Annotated in this window: 18 protein-coding genes and 2 pseudogenes; 15 read left to right on the top strand and 5 right to left on the bottom strand. The window is 62.4% G+C overall.

Annotation, left to right across the window (positions count from 1 at the left end; all coding sequences use genetic code 11):
* The first annotated feature begins 180 nt into the window (after window positions 1-180).
* The 8 genes from LFT44_RS19035 to LFT44_RS19000 all read left to right on the top strand — a co-directional run bounded on the left by LFT44_RS19035 (window position 181) and on the right by LFT44_RS19000 (window position 8,246).
* Window positions 181-906, top strand: coding sequence for an N-acyl homoserine lactonase family protein (locus tag LFT44_RS19035; RefSeq protein ID WP_236800046.1), 726 nt, complete (start codon window positions 181-183; stop codon window positions 904-906).
* Window positions 907-915: 9 nt separating this feature from the next.
* Window positions 916-1,365 carry a zinc ribbon domain-containing protein gene (locus LFT44_RS19030; protein WP_236800045.1) on the top strand — a complete coding sequence of 150 codons (450 nt, stop codon included), beginning with the start codon at window positions 916-918 and terminating at the stop codon, window positions 1,363-1,365.
* Complete coding sequence (locus LFT44_RS19025; RefSeq protein WP_236800042.1) at window positions 1,362-2,489, top strand: alcohol dehydrogenase catalytic domain-containing protein; 1,128 nt, start codon at window positions 1,362-1,364, stop codon at window positions 2,487-2,489. The genes LFT44_RS19030 and LFT44_RS19025 overlap by 4 nt, the downstream gene beginning before the upstream one ends.
* A gap of 112 nt (window positions 2,490-2,601) precedes the next feature.
* The gene (locus LFT44_RS19020; RefSeq protein WP_236800041.1) at window positions 2,602-2,919 is read left to right on the top strand and encodes an NIPSNAP family protein; all 318 of its coding nucleotides are present in this window, start codon (window positions 2,602-2,604) and stop codon (window positions 2,917-2,919) included.
* 46 nt (window positions 2,920-2,965) lie between these two features.
* On the top strand, window positions 2,966-4,447 hold the full coding sequence (locus LFT44_RS19015) for an NAD-dependent succinate-semialdehyde dehydrogenase (protein WP_236800039.1): 1,482 nt from the start codon (window positions 2,966-2,968) through the stop codon (window positions 4,445-4,447).
* A gap of 255 nt (window positions 4,448-4,702) precedes the next feature.
* A complete protein-coding gene (locus tag LFT44_RS19010; protein ID WP_236800038.1) occupies window positions 4,703-6,289 on the top strand; it encodes an acetyl-CoA hydrolase/transferase family protein in 1,587 nt (528 codons plus the stop codon).
* 791 nt (window positions 6,290-7,080) lie between these two features.
* Entirely contained in the window at window positions 7,081-7,530 is a 450-nt protein-coding gene (locus LFT44_RS19005; protein WP_236800036.1) for a MarR family winged helix-turn-helix transcriptional regulator, read from the top strand.
* Between the two features lie 95 nt (window positions 7,531-7,625).
* Window positions 7,626-8,246: a flavin reductase family protein gene (locus LFT44_RS19000; protein ID WP_236800035.1), complete on the top strand. Its 621-nt coding sequence runs from the start codon at window positions 7,626-7,628 to the stop codon at window positions 8,244-8,246.
* Between the two features lie 92 nt (window positions 8,247-8,338).
* Here LFT44_RS19000 and LFT44_RS18995 read toward each other — a convergent pair whose 3' ends face one another.
* Together LFT44_RS18995 and LFT44_RS18990 are read right to left on the bottom strand one after the other, a co-directional pair.
* On the bottom strand, window positions 8,339-9,718 hold the full coding sequence (locus LFT44_RS18995; RefSeq protein WP_236800034.1) for an SLC13 family permease: 1,380 nt from the start codon (window positions 9,716-9,718) through the stop codon (window positions 8,339-8,341).
* 12 nt (window positions 9,719-9,730) lie between these two features.
* Window positions 9,731-10,549: a maleate cis-trans isomerase family protein gene (locus tag LFT44_RS18990; RefSeq protein ID WP_272910873.1), complete on the bottom strand. Its 819-nt coding sequence runs from the start codon at window positions 10,547-10,549 to the stop codon at window positions 9,731-9,733.
* Between the two features lie 170 nt (window positions 10,550-10,719).
* Between LFT44_RS18990 and LFT44_RS18985 the strand changes: the two genes are divergently transcribed.
* From LFT44_RS18985 to LFT44_RS18975, 3 genes are all read left to right on the top strand, one after another.
* On the top strand, window positions 10,720-11,505 hold the full coding sequence (locus LFT44_RS18985; RefSeq protein ID WP_236800033.1) for an IclR family transcriptional regulator: 786 nt from the start codon (window positions 10,720-10,722) through the stop codon (window positions 11,503-11,505).
* Window positions 11,506-11,803: 298 nt separating this feature from the next.
* The gene (locus tag LFT44_RS18980) at window positions 11,804-12,445 is read left to right on the top strand and encodes a biotin transporter BioY (protein ID WP_236800032.1); all 642 of its coding nucleotides are present in this window, start codon (window positions 11,804-11,806) and stop codon (window positions 12,443-12,445) included.
* Entirely contained in the window at window positions 12,442-12,813 is a 372-nt protein-coding gene (locus tag LFT44_RS18975; RefSeq protein ID WP_336885630.1) for a CHY zinc finger protein, read from the top strand. The genes LFT44_RS18980 and LFT44_RS18975 overlap by 4 nt, the downstream gene beginning before the upstream one ends.
* 10 nt (window positions 12,814-12,823) lie before the next feature.
* On the opposite strand, the gene LFT44_RS18970 is transcribed toward LFT44_RS18975, so the two are convergent.
* Window positions 12,824-13,171, bottom strand: coding sequence for an ArsR/SmtB family transcription factor (locus LFT44_RS18970; protein ID WP_236800031.1), 348 nt, complete (start codon window positions 13,169-13,171; stop codon window positions 12,824-12,826).
* Between the two features lie 199 nt (window positions 13,172-13,370).
* Between LFT44_RS18970 and LFT44_RS18965 the strand changes: the two genes are divergently transcribed.
* The gene (locus tag LFT44_RS18965) at window positions 13,371-14,471 is read left to right on the top strand and encodes an NADH:flavin oxidoreductase (RefSeq protein WP_236800029.1); all 1,101 of its coding nucleotides are present in this window, start codon (window positions 13,371-13,373) and stop codon (window positions 14,469-14,471) included.
* An 830-nt stretch (window positions 14,472-15,301) separates the two neighbouring features.
* Here the strand turns inward: LFT44_RS18965 and LFT44_RS18955 are convergent.
* Window positions 15,302-15,556 (bottom strand): hypothetical protein, encoded by a 255-nt coding sequence (locus tag LFT44_RS18955; RefSeq protein WP_236800026.1) that lies wholly within the window; start codon window positions 15,554-15,556, stop codon window positions 15,302-15,304.
* Between the two features lie 11 nt (window positions 15,557-15,567).
* On the opposite strand from LFT44_RS18955, the pseudogene LFT44_RS18950 reads away from it, so the two are divergent.
* The 3 genes and pseudogenes from LFT44_RS18950 (at window position 15,568) to LFT44_RS18935 (ending at window position 17,780) form a co-directional block, all read left to right on the top strand.
* Window positions 15,568-15,782: pseudogene (locus LFT44_RS18950) on the top strand (hypothetical protein).
* Between the two features lie 852 nt (window positions 15,783-16,634).
* Complete coding sequence (locus LFT44_RS18940; RefSeq protein ID WP_236800024.1) at window positions 16,635-16,871, top strand: hypothetical protein; 237 nt, start codon at window positions 16,635-16,637, stop codon at window positions 16,869-16,871.
* A gap of 570 nt (window positions 16,872-17,441) precedes the next feature.
* Window positions 17,442-17,780: a DUF7793 family protein gene (locus LFT44_RS18935; RefSeq protein WP_236800022.1), complete on the top strand. Its 339-nt coding sequence runs from the start codon at window positions 17,442-17,444 to the stop codon at window positions 17,778-17,780.
* Between the two features lie 567 nt (window positions 17,781-18,347).
* Here the strand turns inward: LFT44_RS18935 and LFT44_RS18930 are convergent.
* Window positions 18,348-18,913: pseudogene (locus LFT44_RS18930) on the bottom strand (recombinase family protein).
* Window positions 18,914-18,957 lie beyond the last annotated feature (44 nt).

Raw genomic sequence — 18,957 nt, 5'->3', positions numbered from 1 at the left:
GGGAGTCCACTTGGTGGTTATTGGTGACATAGCCGCAGTGTGAGACGCGGCATAGTCTCGATGGAGGTTTTCCCAACGGAAAGGATCGTCATGGGTGACGACATGAAACTGCACGTACTCTCCAGTGGGGTCATGGAGTGTGACCACACCTGGTTGTTGCTCAAGGGGGGAACAACAATCATGGATCGCAACAACAAGACCGCGCCTCCCGCATGGGGGGACTGCCCCACGCATGCGGTACTGATCGAGCATCCCGAAGGCCGGGTGCTCTGGGATACCGGAGTGCCACGTGACTGGGAGAGCCGGTGGGCGCCCACCGGCTTCCAGGACTTCTTCCCCGTCAAAGAAGACCCCTCAGGCCCTGGCTACCTGGATTCAGCGCTGGCGGAGCTGGAGCTTGAACCGAGTGACATTGATATCCTCGTCCTCTCCCACCTCCACTTCGACCACGCAGCCAACGCGAAAATGTTCGACAACGGCAAGACCAGAATTATTGCAAGCACCGATGAGATCGAGGGTGTCAAGGGCATTTCCGGGGCTTTCCAGGGTGCCCACCTGGTTTCGGACTTCGACGGCCTCAACCTCGAACCGGTGGCCGGTGACGCCGAGATCCTTCCGGGCGTGAGCGTGATCGCCACTCCTGGCCACACCTGGGGCACAATGTCGTTGCAGGTCGATCTTCCCAACGACGGGACCAAGATCTTCACGTCCGACGCGGTCTACCTCGGAGCGAGTTGGGGTCCGCCGGCCGTTGGAGCGGCCATCGTGTGGGACAACCTGAAGTGGCTGGAATCAGTAGAAAAGCTGCGCGGCATTGCCGAACGCACCGACGCGCACGTCATCTTTGGCCACGACCCGGAGCAACGCAAAACCCTCCGATTCGCACCCGACGGATACTACTCCTAGGAACAAGTCATGATCCTCTACGATGTGAAATGCTCCGACGGCCACCGCTTCGAGGCAGCCTTGAAGTCGATGTTTGATGACACACCGCCGTGCCGTGAATGCGGTGCCCCCACGGGCAGGATTCCCGCCGCAATCAAGCTCTCAGGCACTGCAGATCCTGGTCCCTCACGCGAGCAGATGCCCAACACCTGGCGCGGGATCCGCCGGGGAGACCCGGAGACAGTGCGCGGATGGCACGGGCTGATGTCCAAACGCGAAAAGCTCGAAGAAAAATACCCGGAACTTGCCGGAGACCGCAGACCCGTCCTCGCCCACGAAGGGATTTTCGAGAACGCCCCACTGCGCGCCGGAGACCCGCTCGCAGACAAAGTGGCGGCAGCAACCTTCAAAACCGCGCAGCCTGGCCAGACAGAGGCGCCACACACCAAACAGCGACACGGAAAAGAAACGGACAAATGAAAATCACCGGCGCAGTTCTTGAAGAAATCGGACGTCCCCGGCCCTTCGCTGAATCCCGGCCCGTTACCATCTCCGAGCTCGAGCTTGGAAAGCCCGGCCCCACCGAGATCCTGGTCCGGCTCGAAGCAGCCGGGATCTGCCACTCGGATTTGAGCGTTGTCGACGGTAACCGGGTCCGCCCGGTGCCAATGCTGCTCGGACACGAAGCGGCCGGACGGGTCCTGGAAGTCGGGTCAGACGTATCGGACATCCAGGCCGGCCAGCGGGTCGTCATGTCCTTCCTCCCCAGATGCGAGGAGTGCGACAACTGTGCCGAGGACGGCCGCCTGCCCTGCACTGCAGGCTCCAAAACAAACGGTGAAGGCGTCCTGCTGCACGGCTCGGCGCACCTCAGCCGCGGCGGTGAGCGAGTCTTCCACCACCTCGGCGTTTCAGGCTTCGCGACCCACGCCGTCGTCGACAGAGCCTCCGCCGTACCCGTCGGGGATGACGTTCCCCCGGACATCGCCGCCGTCCTAGGATGCGCAGTGCTCACCGGCGGCGGCGCCGTCCTGAACGCAGCCCGCCCCAAACCAGAAGACAGCATCATGATCGTCGGGCTCGGCGGCGTAGGAATGGCAGCACTTATCACGGCCATCTCCCAGAACGTTTCACGCATCGTCGCCGTAGACACACTCGAGGAGAAGCTCGAGCACGCCCGGCGGCTGGGCGCCCACGAAACCTTTACCCCGCAGCAGGCGCTTGAGCAGGGCATAAAGGCCAAGTACGTCATCGAATGCGCTGGGAACCCCAGGGCCTTCGAAACTGCCTTTGCCGCCACCGCGGTGGGTGGAACGACGATCACCGCCGGGCTGCCCTCACCGGACGCCCGCGCCCAGATCCCGCCAATGACCATCACTGCCGAAGCACGCACGATCATCGGCAGTTACCTCGGATCCGCAGTACCAGCACGTGATATCCCGAAGTACGCCCAGCTCTGGCGGGAAGGCAGGCTCCCCGTCGAAGAACTCATCACCACCCGCATCGGTTTGTCGGACATTAACCAGGCCATGGACCAGCTGGCCGACGGGAAAGCAGTCCGCCAGGTCATCATGTTCGACACCGATCACGAACGCACCAGCTAGGGGCGTGCCCCCCCAGACGCGGTACCGGTCACCGGCAGTTCCCTCTCCTGCCGGTGACCGGGGTGTCCGACGCCCCGGTTCTCGCTACCGTCCTCAACGACAGGAAACAACCGTGACATTTGAGCTACGGACCTACACCGCCGCACCGGGAAAGATGGAGGCGCTTCTGGAACGCTTCCGCAACCACACCACCAAGATTTTCCCGGACCACAGCATCCACGACATCGGCTACTGGCTACCCGTTGAAGACCGGGACACACTCATCTACCTCGTAAGACATGAGGGCGACCCCGAATCAAACTGGAAAGAGTTCAAAAACGATCCCCGATGGGTGACTGCGCGCGCAGCGTCCGTCGCCAATGGTGAACTCACCCTGACTATTTCCTCGGTCTACCTGACCGCCACTGACTTCTCGCCGCTCGGCCCCTGACAACAGACGGCTTCACATCCGGCCAAAAAGAACTTCGGAAATAAGAATGACAACGACCATTGAGCAAGAAACCGAACTTCTTGCCGCCGTTCCTACCGGGCTTCTCATCAACGGTGAGTGGCGCGACGCCGCCTCGGGCAAGACGTTCGACGTCGAGGATCCCGCCACCGGGAAGGTGCTGCTGAGTATCGCCGACGCCGGTCCCGAGGACGGTGCAGCCGCCCTGGACGCCGCCGCCGCTGCCCAGGAATCCTGGGCGAAGGTGCCGCCCCGGGAACGCGGCGAAATCCTCCGCCGTGCCTTCGACATGGTGACCGAGCGGGCAGAAGACTTCGCCCTCCTGATGACCTTGGAAATGGGCAAGCCGCTGGCTGAAGCCCGCGGCGAAGTGACTTACGGCGCCGAGTTCCTGCGCTGGTTCTCCGAAGAAGCAGTCCGGGCCTTTGGCCGTTACTCCGTCTCGCCCGATGGCAAGTCCCGGTTCCTGGTGGCCAAGAAGCCGGTGGGCCCCTGCCTGCTGATCACGCCGTGGAACTTCCCGCTGGCCATGGCCACCCGCAAGATCGCCCCGGCAGTTGCTGCAGGCTGCACCATGGTGCTGAAGTCCGCGAACCTGACGCCGCTGACGTCCCAGCTGTTCGCCGCCGTCATGCAGGAAGCCGGCCTGCCCGCCGGTGTCCTCAACGTCATCCCCACCTCCACGGCCGGAGCCACCACCGGGCCCCTGATCAAGGACTCCCGCCTGCGCAAGCTGTCCTTCACCGGCTCCACCGAAGTGGGACGCCGACTGCTGGCCGATGCGTCGGAAAACGTTCTGCGGACCTCAATGGAGCTCGGCGGCAACGCCCCGTTCCTGGTGTTCGAGGACGCCGACCTGGACGCCGCCGTCACCGGCGCCATGGCAGCCAAGCTGCGGAACATGGGCGAGGCCTGCACCGCGGCCAACCGCTTCATCGTCCATGAGTCGGTGGCCGGCGAATTCGCCGAGAAATTCGCCGCGAAGATGAAGGAAATGACCACCGCCCGCGGAACCGAGCCCGAGTCCAAGGTGGGCCCGCTGATCGACGGCAAGAGCCGTGACAAGGTCCACGAACTCGTCTCCGATGCCCTCGCCTCCGGTGCGAAGGCAGTCCTGGGCGGCGCTCCGGTGGAGGGGCCCGGCTACTTCTACCAGCCCACCATCCTGTCCGGTGTTTCCGAGGGGACCCGCATCCTTTCCGAGGAAATCTTCGGGCCCGTTGCCCCGATCATCACCTTCAGCAGCGAGGACGAGGCCGTGCGGCTGGCCAACAACACCGAATACGGCCTGGTGGCCTACGTGTTCACCAAGGACATCAACCGCGGCATCCGGATGGGTGAAAAGCTTGAAACGGGCATGCTCGGCCTGAACGCCGGTGTCATCTCCAACGCGGCCGCACCCTTCGGCGGCGTCAAGCAGTCGGGCCTGGGACGCGAAGGCGGCCTGGAAGGCATCGAAGAATACCTCTACACCCAGTACATCGGCATCGCCGACCCCTACGCGAGCTAGCATCCGGCCTGCCCGCAGACCGCAGGCCAACCGCAAGTGCCGGCCGGGAACTTTCCCGGTCGGCACGTGTGCTGAACTCGGTACAGCGACGCGACTGTAGAAAGGAACGGCCTCGCCACGATCCATGTGCGCCGGTCCTAGGCCGTCGACGATACCTCAGCCAGATCAACCGATAGTGGGGCACGGGCCGCGGGCCCGGCTCCATCCTGTCAAGCCCGTTGGTTTGATGTGGAGTTTCCCAACGAAGGAGCCTTGATGTGCGACCGAATCCGTAACGCCGGCATGCACGACCGGATGATGTCTGCCGAGCAGGCCGCTGCTCTGATCAAACCGGGCATGACGGTGGCCATGAGCGGATTCACCGGCGCCGGGTACCCGAAAGCCGTACCGCAGGCCTTGGCCGCCCGGATGGAGGCCGCGGCTGCCGCGGGCAGCCCGTTCCGGATCAAAGTCCTCACCGGAGCCTCCACGGCTCCCGAGCTCGACGGTGCTTTGGCGAAGGCCAATGGCATGGAGTTGCGGCTGCCGTACCAGTCCGACCCCGCACTTCGGGAGCGAATCAACAGCGGTGAAATCGACTACATCGACATGCACCTCAGCCACGTTGCCCAGCACACCTGGTCCGGGTATTTCGGCAAGATTGACCTTGCAGTGGTTGAGGTCGCGGGCATTCTGGAGGACGGACGGTTAGTACCCTCCTCCTCGGTCGGAAACAACAAGACCTGGCTCGAACAGGCAGACCAGGTCATCCTCGAAGTCAATGCCTTTCAACCAGCCGGACTCGAAGGCATGCACGACATCTATTACGGCACGGCCCTGCCCCCGGAGCGGAAACCCATACCGCTGACGGCACCGGATGAACGCATCGGCGAAGCGTATTTGCACGTGGATCCCGCCAAAGTCGTCGCCGTCGTTACCACCGACGCACCTGACCGAAATTCCCCTTTCACCGCCCCCGATGAAGCCTCCCGGAGTATCGCGGTCCACCTGCTGGACTTCTTCGGACATGAGATCAAACGGGGCAGGCTGGGCCGGAACCTGCTCCCGCTTCAATCTGGGGTGGGTAACATCGCCAACGCCGTACTCGCGGCTCTCTCCGAGGGTGGTTACGAAGGGCTTACCGCCTATACCGAAGTCATCCAGGACGGCATGCTTGACCTGATTCGCACAGGCGTGCTGAAGATGGCCTCGGCCACGTCTTTCTCACTCAGTGCCGCGGGCGTACAGGAATTCAAAGACAACATCGACTTCTACCGCACCCGGATCCTGCTGCGTACCCAGGAAATCTCCAACCACCCTGAGCTCATTCGCCGCCTTGGTGTCCTCGCCATGAACGGCATGATCGAAGCCGACATCTACGGCAACGTCAATTCCACCCATATCGCCGGAAGTAAAGTCATGAACGGAATTGGCGGCTCCGGGGACTTCGCCCGAAACGGTTCAATTTCCATTTTCATGTCACCCAGCACCGCCAAAAATGGCGGACTATCAAGCATCGTGCCCATGGTCAGCCACGTCGACCACACCGAACATGACACAATGATCATCGTCACCGAACAAGGCCTTGCTGACCTACGCGGGCTCGCACCCAAGCAGCGCGCGCAACTCATTATCGACCGGTGCGCGCACCCCCTTTACCGGCCCATGCTCCAGGACTACTACGACCGCGCCAGACGTGAGAGCTACGGGCAACATTCCCCCCACCTTCTCGCCGAAGCGCTTTCCTGGCATGACAGGTTTGTTGAAACCGGCACCATGCACACATTTCCGACCATCAACCAGCCTTCCCGCTCTCCCGATAGCGGATTGCCTGAGCTGCCCGGGAGTCTGTTGGGAACCTAACAGTGTCACCATGAGCAGCCATACTCGTATTTGAGCCCCGATCACTCGCGCCTCGGCCACCGCGTGAGACTTCAAAATGTCAGCCTAATTTCTTGTCGTCGCCGTCCCGAATGGTGGAACTTCGTGGATCGGGATTTTGCAGAATCAGGCTCGGAGTTCGTGGGGGCGGGGGCTGCTCATCAGTCATCACGGGAAGCGGATCGCGGATCCCTCGCGGAGACTAGGACATGCACGTCGTCGATTTCGTGTACGAGGCGTCGACCTGCTCCGCGATCGAGCCAAATCCAGAAGGCTGAGCCGTCGGGCATCCAGGTATCGATAACGCCGCCACCTAGATGTTGGCCGTGGGCCATTAATTGAACATGGCTTCCTTCTGGAATTGCCTCGGGGTTAGCTCTCATTGCTTCACCTTCCCTCTTGTGGCCGCGCTGAACGATTGAATAAGACAGGCCCACACGTGACAACAAGGGCCACTTCAGGGCCCGATGCCGCTGCGAAGGATTCTGGACCAACGCATGGTGCCTTCAAGTAGGCGGCTGTGCTCAGTGCACCAACCGGAGTTAGGAGAAATTCCGATGCCCGGATGCGCCACTTTGCCGACCGCCGGCACGGCGCGACGAGACCAGACAGGGGATTCCAACTCGACAGGCCCATATTGGGGGATAGCGCCTGCCGAGATGGAACTAATCGCAAATATACCATAGATTCGTCCACGAACTATTCATGCACGAAACATCCCATCGTGCTGGTGATTTCATCGTTGACGAACCCGCGCGGTTACCATTGCAGTCATGACTTCTTTAGGGAGCGAAGATGATCTTCTGCTCGAGCGGCAGCTATGTTTCGCGCTGTCCGTCGCTGCGCGGACTGTCATCAACGCCTACACGCCCCTGCTGGAGCAACTGAACCTCACGCATCCGCAATACCTCGTGATGCTCGCCCTGTGGCAGGAAAGCCCGCGCACGGTAAAGGAGCTTAGTCAGACGCTACTGCTTGGATCCGCAACCCTTTCGCCGTTGCTCAAGAGGCTCGAGGGGCACGGGTACCTCACCCGTGAACGGGCCGAGGGAAATGAACGATCCCTTGCGGTTGCGCTGACCCCTGAGGGGGCGGCGCTGCGGGACAAGGCTCTTACCGTGCCCGGCGCGATCCTGGATATCTTGGGCCTCACCAGGGCCGAGGCCGAAGACCTCCAGGAGCGTATGACCCGGCTGGCCTACTCAGCCCGGATCCAACACTAACGATCCGGGGGGGGCCGTGCCTAAAGTCCTTCGGCCTGCCGTGAAATGGACATCTATCTTCCTTTTCAGCCTTCCCTGATCGTTAGTCTGGCAGCATGCGAACTGATTTCAGTCCCTCAGGCACGTCCGCCCGTGATTTCTACCGGCTGCTCACCGCGGTGGTGGTGCCCCGGCCCATCGCCTGGGTTTCGAGCGTCTCTCCCGAGGGCATCGACAACCTGGCACCACACTCCTTCTTCACCGTAGCGTCAACCAATCCGCCCATCGTGCAGTTCACCTCGGTGGGCGAGAAGGATTCGCTCCGCAACATCACGGCGTCCGGCGAATTCGTGGTCAACCTGGCCCCCGCCTCACTCCTGGAAGAGGTCAACGCCACCGGAACCAATTTCCCGCCGGAGATCAGCGAGTTTGACGCCGCCGGCCTGACTCGGGAGCAGAGCCTCACCGTGGCCGCCCCCCGGGTCAAGGAATCACCGGCGGTGCTTGAATGCCGTCTCCACTCCGTGCTGCCGATAGGGGACTCGACCCTGGTTTTCGGCGAAGTCACCCATGCCGCCGTGAGCGAAGAAGTGTTGGACGGCAGCCACCCGCGGATCGACCTGCTGGAGCCGCTGGCCCGCCTGGGGCTTGATGAGTGGGGCACGCTCGGTGAGATCCAGGACCTGACCCGGATCCGGCTGAAGGACTGGCCGGGCCACTTCCGGCCCAAGGACTAGGGCCGGCCGGCCCGCCCTGCCCGTGGAAAGGGAAAGACAAGGGAAAGGGACGCCCGGCGGGGACGTCCCTTTCGCTTGTCCGCCCGGGGCTCTTAGCCGAGGCCGAGCTGGACGAAGACGAACCAGACGAGGAGCGGCACCACGCCGATCATCGCGATGGCCCACAGCAGCAGGGCACGGAAGAACATGCGCTCGTCCTTGGGCTGCGCGCTGGCCATCAGCAGGGCGCCGCTGGTGGACATGGGGCTCACGTCAACCACGGAGGAGCTGATGGCGATGGCCGTTATGACGCCCACGGGGGTGAGCAACGGATCCATGGCTATCGAATGGACCACAGGGCTGATGACGCCGAGGGTTCCGGTGGTGGAGGCGAAGGCCGACACGATGGCCACCACGTAGCTTGCGATCAGGGCCGCCAGGGAACTGTTGCCCAGGCCTGCGATGCCTTCCTGGAGTTCCTTGAGCGCACCCATTTTCTCCAGCATGCCCACGTAAGTGACGATGCCGGTGACCAGGATGATGGCCGACCACGGCATGCTTTCCACCGCGGGCTTCTGCACGTTGGAGTCCAGGACGATCAGCACCGCGGCGATGACCAGCGAGGCGACTCCCACATCGAGTCCCAGGACGGTGGTGAGCACCAGCAGGGAGGCGATGCCCACCAGTGTGAGGATGCGCATGGGGGTTGCGGCCACCTTCTCCGGGCGGGTCCGGGTTCCGGTAGTCACAGAGGTGGGGGCGGTGAGCACGGCCGTTCCGGTGCCGCCGGGACCTGAAAGGGCTTCCCCTGAGGGTGCGCCAGCGCCGCCGTCGTCCTTCACGTCATTGTCACCGCCGTCCGTGTGAAGCGTGCCTGCCTTGGCTGCCCGGCGCTTCATGATGGCCTGCACCAGGGCGTAGGCGATCACGGCCAGGATGGCGTTGAAGATGAAGCAGTACGCATAGAGCTTGAAGGAATCGTCAGAAGCGCCGGCACCGTCCAGCATTTTGTTGCCCAGGACGCCGAAGGGGTTGACGGGAGAGAACGCGCCGGCGTTCGCGCCCTGGACGATGACCAGGCCCATGGCCAGGGTGCTGATGCCGAACCGCGCGCCCAGTGCCAGGCCCACCGGGGCGACGATGGCGATGGCGGCCGGCGTGAAGGCGCCGGCGGAAGCCAGGGCTGCGGTCAGCAGGAACATCAGGATGGGGACCAGGATTTTCCGGTCGCCGGCGAGCCGTTCCGCCCAGTATGCGAGCAGGTCGATGGTGCCGTTGATCCGCACTATGGCGAAGAGCAGGGTGGCGCCCACCAGGATGAAGAACAGCCCGGCGGGGAACTGTCCGATGACATCCTTGATGGACATCCCGGCCAGGAGGGTGCCCACGCCGAACGCGGCGACCGTGGCCAGCAGTCCGGCGTTGATCTTGGTGAAGGAACCGACGGCGAAGGCCGCCACCAGCACCAGGAACGCGATGAGGGAGAGCGACATGGTGCCCGCCGCCTATGCGTTCGCCGGGGCGGGGACGCCGGCGCCGGACAGCAGGCTGCCCGCTCCGGTGATGGCGGGCTGGTGGCCCAGGGCCTTGAGGATCTCGTAGGTGGTGGCCGTGGCCGCCGTGATGACCGGAAGTCCCAGCTCGTCCTCCACTGCCTGGACCGCGGCGAGCGACGGCATCTGGACACAGGCGGACAGGACGACGGCGTCCGCGCCTTCGCGCTGCAGGCTGCGGGCCAGTGCGGGCAGGTTCTGGGGGTCAAGGCAGCCAACCTCGAGGTTGTCCGCAACTTCGAGGCTGATGGCGTCCAGCACCGTGATGCCCGAGCCCTCGATGTAGTCCACCACCATCTTGGTCAGCGGCTTCATGTAGGGGGTGATCATGGCGACCTTCTGGGCGCCGATTTCGTGCAGGGTCCGGACCAGGGCGCCGGCGCTGCTGGTGACCGGGGCCGGGTGTCCGTTGTCGGCGGCGGCGTCGGCGATGACCTTTTCGGAGCCCTCGTGGGCTTCGGGGCCCTGGGCCATGACAGCCACCAGGCAGGCGTAGGCGATGACGTCCACGTCGGCGTCGGAGACCGCTTCGGCGCACTGCGCTGCCTTGCCCACCATGGCCAGCAGTTCTTCCGTGGTGACCTTCTTCATGCCGGCGCGGGCGGAGTGGAAGGTGTACTTGTGGCCGGTCGCCTCGGCCTGGCGCCGGAACAGTTCCGGCAGTTCGGTCTCCATGGTGGTGTTGGAGCTGGGGACGATCAGTCCCACCCGGCTCGCGCCGGGGCGCTTGGGCTCGGGGGCTGTTTCACACGTGATTGCGGGGGTGCTCATGGATTCTCCACGTCGTTGTGTTGGGGATCTGTTGGATAAACCCATAAAGTGGGTTCTAATCCCATGATGTGGGTTACCCTGATGGGATGTCAAATGGATCACATGCTGGGGCGGCTCCCTGCTCACTAAGCTGGAGGCTGGCGGAAACAGATTGAAAGGGTGTTCGGACAGTGGCGAAGGAACCGGGAGCTGGGGCCTCGCCCCTGTTGGTCCTGCACAAGGTGGCGGAGATTCTGGACTGCTTTTCGGTAGAGGAGCCCGAGCCGACGCTGCAGCAGATCATCCGCAAAACCGGGCTGCCGTCCAGCACCTGCCAGCGGTTGGTCCAGAACATGCTCCGCGAGGGGTTCCTGGACCGCGACGGCGACCGGTACCGGATCGGCATCGGCCTGGTCCGCTGGGCTACCCCCGGGACGTTCGGGCTGGACGTGGTCCGGCTGGTGAAGCCGGTCCTGCAGCAGCTGCGCGACGAAACCGGCGAAACTGCCTGCCTGTACGCCCGGGACGGGGCCTTCCGGACCATCGTCGCAGTGGCCGAGACCCGGCACGTGGTGATGCGGCCATTCATGGTGGGGATGGTCATGCCGCTGCACGCCGGTGCCCCCGGCAAGGTGTTCCTGGCATTCGATCCCGGAGCCTGGGATGACCTGGACGGGCAGGGGCTCGAGGACTTCACGCCGGATACCCCGGTGTCCCTGCAGACGCTGCGGGAGCAGGCGGCCGTTGCGCGCGAGCAGGGGTATTTCGCGGCATTCGGGGAACGCAACCAGGACGTGGGCTCAATCAGCGCACCGGTCTTCGACCATACTGGAAGGCTTGCATGCGCCGTGGGCCTGGGGTTCCCGACCCAGCGGATCGGGCCTGCCGACGTTGAGCGGCTGGGGCCGTTGGTGGCCCGGGCGGGGCTGGAAGCCAGCCGTGCACTGGGGTACGACAGCAGCCACGCCGCAGACTGAGCCCGAAGGTCGGCCAGCCTGACCCCCAGCTGGGCCAAAGCCTTTTTGTGAGTCCCAAGCGACCGCATTGTCAGATAAGTGCGGACCAGATATTTCTTCCCCCGGGCGCCGAAAGCAGCGAGCTATGGCGACAGCCAAGGAAACGGGCAGGGACGTCACGGCCGGCATCTACGGTCGAGGTCATTTTGTAGCCATCGCTCCAAAGATCACGGGCGCTGTCGTGGCTTGGCTACAAAAGGCCGTAGGTGGGCGCTGTGTAGCGTTCTATCGAGAACGCCGCCCAGGACCAGGAGAAACTATGAGCCATCCGACGACCCCGACCTCGGCACGCCGCGGCCGGGCCGAGGCAGGGCGCCGCGCGCCTCATGGGTTGCGGGATGCGCAGTCCCTGGCCTTTATTTCTGTGTTCGCCGCGTTGATCGCGGCCTCGGCGATTGTCCCGGGCATCCCTGTCGGTGGCTTCGGTGTGCCTATCACGCTGCAGACCTTGGCCATCATGGTGACCGGCCTCGTCCTTGGCGGATCGCGTGCCGTCGCCGCGGTCGCGCTATACCTTCTTCTTGCGTTCGCTGGGCTGCCGATCTTCTCGGGCGGCCGAGCGGGCCTGCAGGTCCTCGCCGGTGGATCTGCCGGATACGTTATGGGCTTCCTTCTTGCGGCCTTTCTCGTTGGCATCGCCGCCGAGCAGATCATCCGGCGCCTTCCGGCCAAGCGGCGTGGGCTTGGGTTTTTCCTCGCCAGCATCGTGGTGACGGTGGTCGCATCACACATGCCCGGCGTACTCGGCATGATGGTGAACCTCAAACTGTCCTGGCAGGCTGCCTTCGCCAGTGATCTGATCTTCTACCCCGGCGATATCCTGAAGGACGCCGTGGCATCGGTTGCGGCGGTGGCTGTGCACAGGGCCTTCCCCGACATCCTTGTCCGCCGCGTGAAGTGAGCGAGGCAAGAGTCGTGAAGATCTTCGGCAAAATCGTCGACGACCAAACCCGCTGCATCCATTACCGCACCGATGTGGATGTGATAGCCATAAAGTTCAAGTGCTGTCTTCGGTACTACCCCTGCCATCTCTGTCACGAGGAAGAGGCCGATCATCAGGCCCAAACATGGCCAAGGAACCAGTGGCCAGAGCTGGCAATTCTATGCGGTGTCTGCAAATGCGAGATGTCCATCCACGCTTATCTGGCAACCACATCGTGCCCGAACTGCTCTGCTCGCTTCAACGAACGGTGTGGCGCCCACGCCCATCTTTACTTCCAGGCACCTGACGCGGCTGGAGCCGCGCCTGCATCGCAAAGCCGGCAGTGATTCCGTGGGCTCAGTGCCGGTCGTGAACGTCCACGACCGGAGACAAAGGCGCCGCATTAGTGGGTTGAAGGACAGCCTGAAGGAGGCCCGGGAACTGTGCTTCGAGGTCTTCCGTCCGCAGTGAGTTGAGGATCGCGGTCCCCTGGTAGTCCTGGCGAATCAGGCCTGCTTCACGCAGAACCCTGAAGTGATGCGTCGAAGTGGACTTGGTAACCGGCAGATTGAAGGCACTGCAGGCATGTGTTCCGGGGGATGCAGCGAGGTAGCCGACTATCTGCCGCCGAATTGGATCCGCCAGGGCTGACAGTACGGCGTCCAACTGCAGCTCACCCTTCTCGGGATGGGCAAGTGATCGCACGGGGAAGGTCTCCTGCTGTTGGCTGGTCGGGTCGTTCTCTATTGTACGATGTATTCCGTACTACGATGCATGTCGTACTAGACAACCCGATGTTGCCTTCCAGGCCAATGCTTTCCCGCGCCCAGCTCCCATGACCCACAACACCCGCTCAAGACTCAATCGTTGGGCCGGAAGTACATCAACGATTTAAGGACATCCGATGAACTCCACGCCGCTTTGGAACCCGCTGCAGATCGGTTCTACCCACCTGCCAAACCGTGTGGCACTGGCCCCGATGACGCGTATCAGCGCGACGGAAGAGGGGCTGGTTACCGGGAAAATGATCTCTTATTACGAGGCATTTGCCCGCGGCGGGTTTGCCTTGTTGATCACGGAGGGCATCTACCCTGACGCCTCCTACAGCCAGGGCTATCTCTACCAGCCAGGTCTTGCAACGGAGGAACAGGCCAGGTCCTGGACCGGGGTCGTTGACGCGGTGCACGCGGCGGGCTCCAAGATTTTCGCCCAACTGATGCACGCCGGGGGCCAGGCGCAGGGAAACCGTTTCAAAGACGGAAGCATTGCCCCGTCGGCCGTCGCCCCAAAGGGTGAGCAGTTGGACTTTTACCGCGGTGAGGGCCCGTACCGCGTCCCTGCCGAAATCAGCCGTGAACAGATGGACGAAGTTCGTCAGGGCTTTGTGGATGCCGCACTGCGCGCCAAGGAAGCAGGATTCGACGGCGTAGAGATCCACGGCGCCAACGGATACTTGTTGGACCAGTTCCTCACCGACTACCTGAACCTGCGAACGGACGAATACGGCGGTTCGGCAGAAAACCGCGTCCGGTTCCCGGCCGAAATCGCACACGCCGTCCGCGAAGCCGTAGGCCCGGACCTGACCGTGGGTATTCGCGTCTCCCAATCCAAGGTCAGCGACCACGACCACCGATGGGCCGGAGGGGCCGAGGAGGCCGAAGTTATCTTCTCAACTCTCGCCGCCACGGGTGTCGACTTCATCCACACCACCGAATACCGGGCCTACGCTCCAGCGTTCGGGGACCAGGGACCATCGTTGGCTGCCTTGGCCAAACAGCACACAGGCCTGCCCGTCATAGCCAACGGTCACCTTGATGACCCCGAAACGGCCCTATCGATGCTCACTGATGGCGCCGCCGACGTCGTGGCCTTGGGTAAGGCCGCCCTCGGCAACCGGGACTGGCCCAACCGGGTCAGGAACGGCCGGCCACTCGACGAACTGAACGCGAGCCTGTTCGCCCCCGTGGCCGACGTCAAAGACTGGGAACTCGAACTGCTTCCCTAAGCCCCCTAGTGGACAACGAACCCCTTGCCCCGCCTGACGGTAACGCCCCTCCGAACAAACGCGCACCCGGGGCGGGGCGGGGGATTCCAACAACAGGCGAATACCCCAACCGACTGCATTAGGCGTGGGGTGGGTTCGGTCCTCTACTCATGGCCCCCAATCGCGCTATGGACAGTGCCTTCCGATCAGGGCGAAGTCTCCTAATATTGACGGTCGCGCATGATCTTCTTACATCCGCCTTTGACCGGCGGAGGGGAAGGCAAGGGTACGGAAGGAAGCGAGCGTCCGGGAGTCACCCGCGATTTTCGCCTGTCGCGTGGGCTCCTCCGTCGCGGAAGGAACATCAAGGGCTCTCGCACCGACGTGGGTTAGGCCGGCGCCGGCCAGTCTCTCGTTCCAGGAATGCTCGACCAGCATGGCTGCTGTTGATAAGAGGCGGCCGGTGGGCCAGGAACCCCTGAGGCATTAGCGCGGTATCGGACGTGGCGGTATCAGCCCCACCCGGGACCAACGCCGGCACGCGGAACCGCGAATGGTTCGCCTCCGGTGAGTGAGGTGCCGTGAGTCGCGGGTCTTCCATGATGGCTTTCTGATCGTTGCGGCCGGCCCTTTCGGCCCGCCATCTGTTTTTTCGTTGTTGTCGCTGCTGCTGGGCCATTTCCGTGTTGGTTGGCGACCGGGTTGTTCTGGCTGGTCGTGAAGTCAGTCGCAGGGATGCTGGCCTGGTTACCTTGTGGGAGCGGGCCAAACGTCGTCCCTCGGCGCCGTCAAGTTGGCAAGCAGTCTCTGGCGGGTTCGGCATTGAGGGGTTGATCCGGTCGCACTTGGCGTTAGGAGTTGGTCGTCTCCGTGATCGCGGGCTGAGTCTTTGCTGCAGCGATAAGCCGGGTCATTGCTGTATGCAGCTGTATAACGTCCTCGCGCTCCAGCTTCAGTTTCTGCATCATGATTCCCGGCACGGACATCGCTTCCTTATTGAGGGCGGCGCCGGCTTCGGTCAGTTCAGCAGCGAGGGAGCGCTCGTTCCCTGCAGCCCTGCGGCGGGAGAGAAGTCCGGCGGCTTCGAGGCGTAAAAAAGACAGCAAAGGAAACACTGATGGCCTTTGTGGAAAGATTCATGAACGCAATGGGCAAGTTGCGGGCCGTCTTCGGACCGCCCACAGAACGTCTATTGATCACGACATGACGAGCGCAAACAGGGAACTACTGGGAAAGCGCCAGGCCGAAACACAGCAGTGGGAAACCCGTCACCGCTCCGACGGCAGCACCTACGTCGTACCGAAGAATCCCGAGGACATATCCCTGCGTTAAAGCCGTAGTCGGAAGGTCGCCCCGAGGAGCTCCACCCCGCAGGCTTGCCGCCATCCCATCCGAGCATGCTCGGATAATTATCAGTTCTGGAGATTTGTATTGACCGAGTTGAGCATCCCGCAAACCGAAACAGCAGGAGCTGAGGAAGACCTTCTGCTGGAGAAGCAATTGTGCTTTGCCCTAAGCGTCGCGGCCCGCAACGTCGTCGCTGCATACAAACCTTTGCTCGACAGGATGGGTCTCACCCACCCCCAATGTCTGGTCATGCTGCGCTGTGGGAAAATAGCCCCAGACCTGCGAGAAATCTACCCGCGCGTTTATCGGGACACGAGGTAGCTTGTGCCGTCGGCGTTGCCTACCGTGGTCCACTGGGGCAGCTGCTCTTCACGTTGGCGCTGGGCCGCGTCCTGCCGGACTATCACACGCCCCTGAACCGGGCCCTGCTGAGCAGGCCCAAAAAATGGCCCGCAACTTCCCGGTCCGCCGCATGAACTTCTGAGCCGGGGTCTCTCCACTGGCCACGTTCTTCCCTCCGCATTTTCCTACGACCAACATTGTTACTGAAAACTTCGTACACGAATAGTTAGTCGGCGAATCCATGATACTTTGGTTGCGGGTTCCACTCCCGGCAGGCTCCAGCCCCCATTCCGGACCTGCCGGGGTGGAATTTGTGGCGACCATATTTGTGCGTATCGCAGAAGCCGTCTCAGAAAGCGCCCCCTTTTCTGGGCCAAACGTCGCCACGGGGACCAATCGAAGCCATGAACCGAGAACCCCGAGCAGCGGTGGACACGACACTGATCCGCGCCGCAAAAAACGAAAAACCTTTATCAGTAGAAGCAGGACCACGTAATGATCACCACCGTCCAGGCGGGGAGTACGTATCACGTCAGGGGAGATAATCCATGGATTATTCAGGAGGACCTCACCGCAGCCGTCGAAATTGCCCGTCACGAGGCGATGAAAGATGGCCGGCAGGGCATCTTGGTCACACGCCTAGGGCCAGGATCCTTCACAGTGGCTCTGAGCACCAAGGTTCCCTACGGAACTACCCAGGAATTCTGCCAAATGAAATCCGGTCGGCAATGACTAGCGGGTCACCCGAAATCCCGGACCCTAATGAAATGCTGAATGCTTTGCTTGGCCGTGTTGAAGTAGCAATCCGGGAGACTGCATCGACCGCCAGCGGCCTGCCGCTCTTCGTTGTCGAGGAAGAGTTAAACACAAGGCTCCGCGCTGCCCTGCCGGACGTACGGTTCACTGCGGAGGACATAAAAGCGTGGTCCGCACAAATTGCTAGCTGACCCGACACCTGTATCCAACGCGGCAATGCGTCAGTGCTATTTCTCCCATGAGGTGAGCGCCGATTTGACACTGATGTCCTGTAGGCTGCTAGCCCTCCTCGCGCACTATTCCGCACCCGCAGTCCGCCTGCGGGCTCAAGGAATGCCAGCCCTAACTATCAAAGCCTTTCCCGGGTTAATCTGCGCCACCAACCGTGAAGGAGGCGTGAACGCCTGCCTAGGGCCTTACAAGTGATATGAAAGGGTCCCAGGGAACCTACGACTAGATTTCTGGACTGCTGATTTCAGTAAGGACGGGCTTGCGTACGGGTGTTGAGGAGTTGTCGTGGAACTAAATGGGCAAGAAAGTGACATCGTGACCATCGATCTATCCCCTCACGGTTACTTGCATGTGCGATGGAAGCCCGGAGCAGTGGTCACTGAAATCGAAGCGACCGCTTTGAAGAGCCGCGCTGCTGAGCTGAGTTCAGGGCGTGCACTCCCAATGTTGGTGGAAATGGCCAGCATGAAGTGGATCGGTCGCCGCGCCACGGAGATTTTTGCAGCCCCGTGGCCGCTCGCGCAGATGGCCCTCGTGGGTGCCAGTCCTGTAGACGAAGTCATAGCCACCTTTTATGCCGCACGGCATACCCATTCGTGTCAGACGCGGTTCTTCACCTCGATGGACGAAGCGGTAACCTGGCTGACCGAGTGAATAACTCAGATCGACGGCACGTTCCAAGGCGACGTATCTTGGCTATTTTCTTCCACGCCCCCTTCGGAAACAGTCTTTAATGTTTCGCTAAAGCCGCACCGATGAACAAGGAGAGAGCCCGGGACGACTGGCTGGATTCCCCAACTCTGTAGCAAGACCAGGCCGTACGCGGTGCGAGCACGAGGATGGCCAGACGCCGTCAACCAGCTGCTGGCTGGCCGGTTCTATCGCCAAGAATTCGGGAAAAAGCGGGACGAACGACAACAGGAAACGGCCCCTCTGGGAGGCACTCCCCCGGCAGCTTTAAAGAGCCGATAGTGGACGTTCTGTAAGGCTGGGGGGCGAGGAACGGCAAAGCTCATTTTGCGACCGGGAGGGTTTAACGACGTCTCCGCACCGCGTTCATGCTGACCCAGACACTGACATCGTGCAGGCCATGCCGAGGTTGCCGGAAGTCCTAGATTTGGCGAAACTCCGGCCAAATAGCGGTTGGCCGAAGTTCCATAAACAACCCTGGCGGGTAAACCTTGGGGCTGGCTGGGAACGAAGGGCCGGGGGAGGAAGTGGTTACTGCAACGCAGCCTGGCGCTGGTACTGGTAGACCGTTTCCCTGCTGATTCCATAATCGCGGGCGAGGACGACTTTCGGAGTGCCGGTGCCGGCGCGCTGGACCAGTTCGGCCACCCGTTCCGGCGTCAGCGCCTTTTTCCGCCCTTTATAGGCGCCGCGTTGTTTGGCCAGGGCGATGCCCTCGCGCTGACGTTCCTGATCAGGGAGCGTTCGAACTCCGCGAAGGCGCCCATGACGGAGAGCATGAGGTTGGCCATGGGCGAGTCCTCGCCGGTGAAGACGAGCTGTTCTTTGAGGAACTCCACACGGACTCCGCGCCGGGTCAGGCCTTGTACGAGTGCACGCAGGTCATCGAGGTTGCGCGCGAGCCGGTCCATGCTGTGCACAACCACCGTATCCCCGTCGCGGACGAATCGCAGCAGCTCCGTCAGCTCGGGCCGGGCGGTATCCCGGCCCGAAGCCTTGTCCGTGAAAGCCCGGTCCAGGACCTGGCCCTCGAGCTGACGGAACTCGTTCTGATCCACAGTGCTCACCCGGACGTAGCCGATCCGCTGACCAACCATGGTCGCCTCCAACGCTTGTCTGTGGACTGAGTGTCCAAGCATCG

The sequence above is a fragment of the Arthrobacter sp. FW306-05-C genome, from assembly GCF_021801725.1.
Lineage (GTDB): Bacteria > Actinomycetota > Actinomycetes > Actinomycetales > Micrococcaceae > Arthrobacter.
This window is presented reverse-complemented; position numbering and strand designations above follow the sequence as displayed.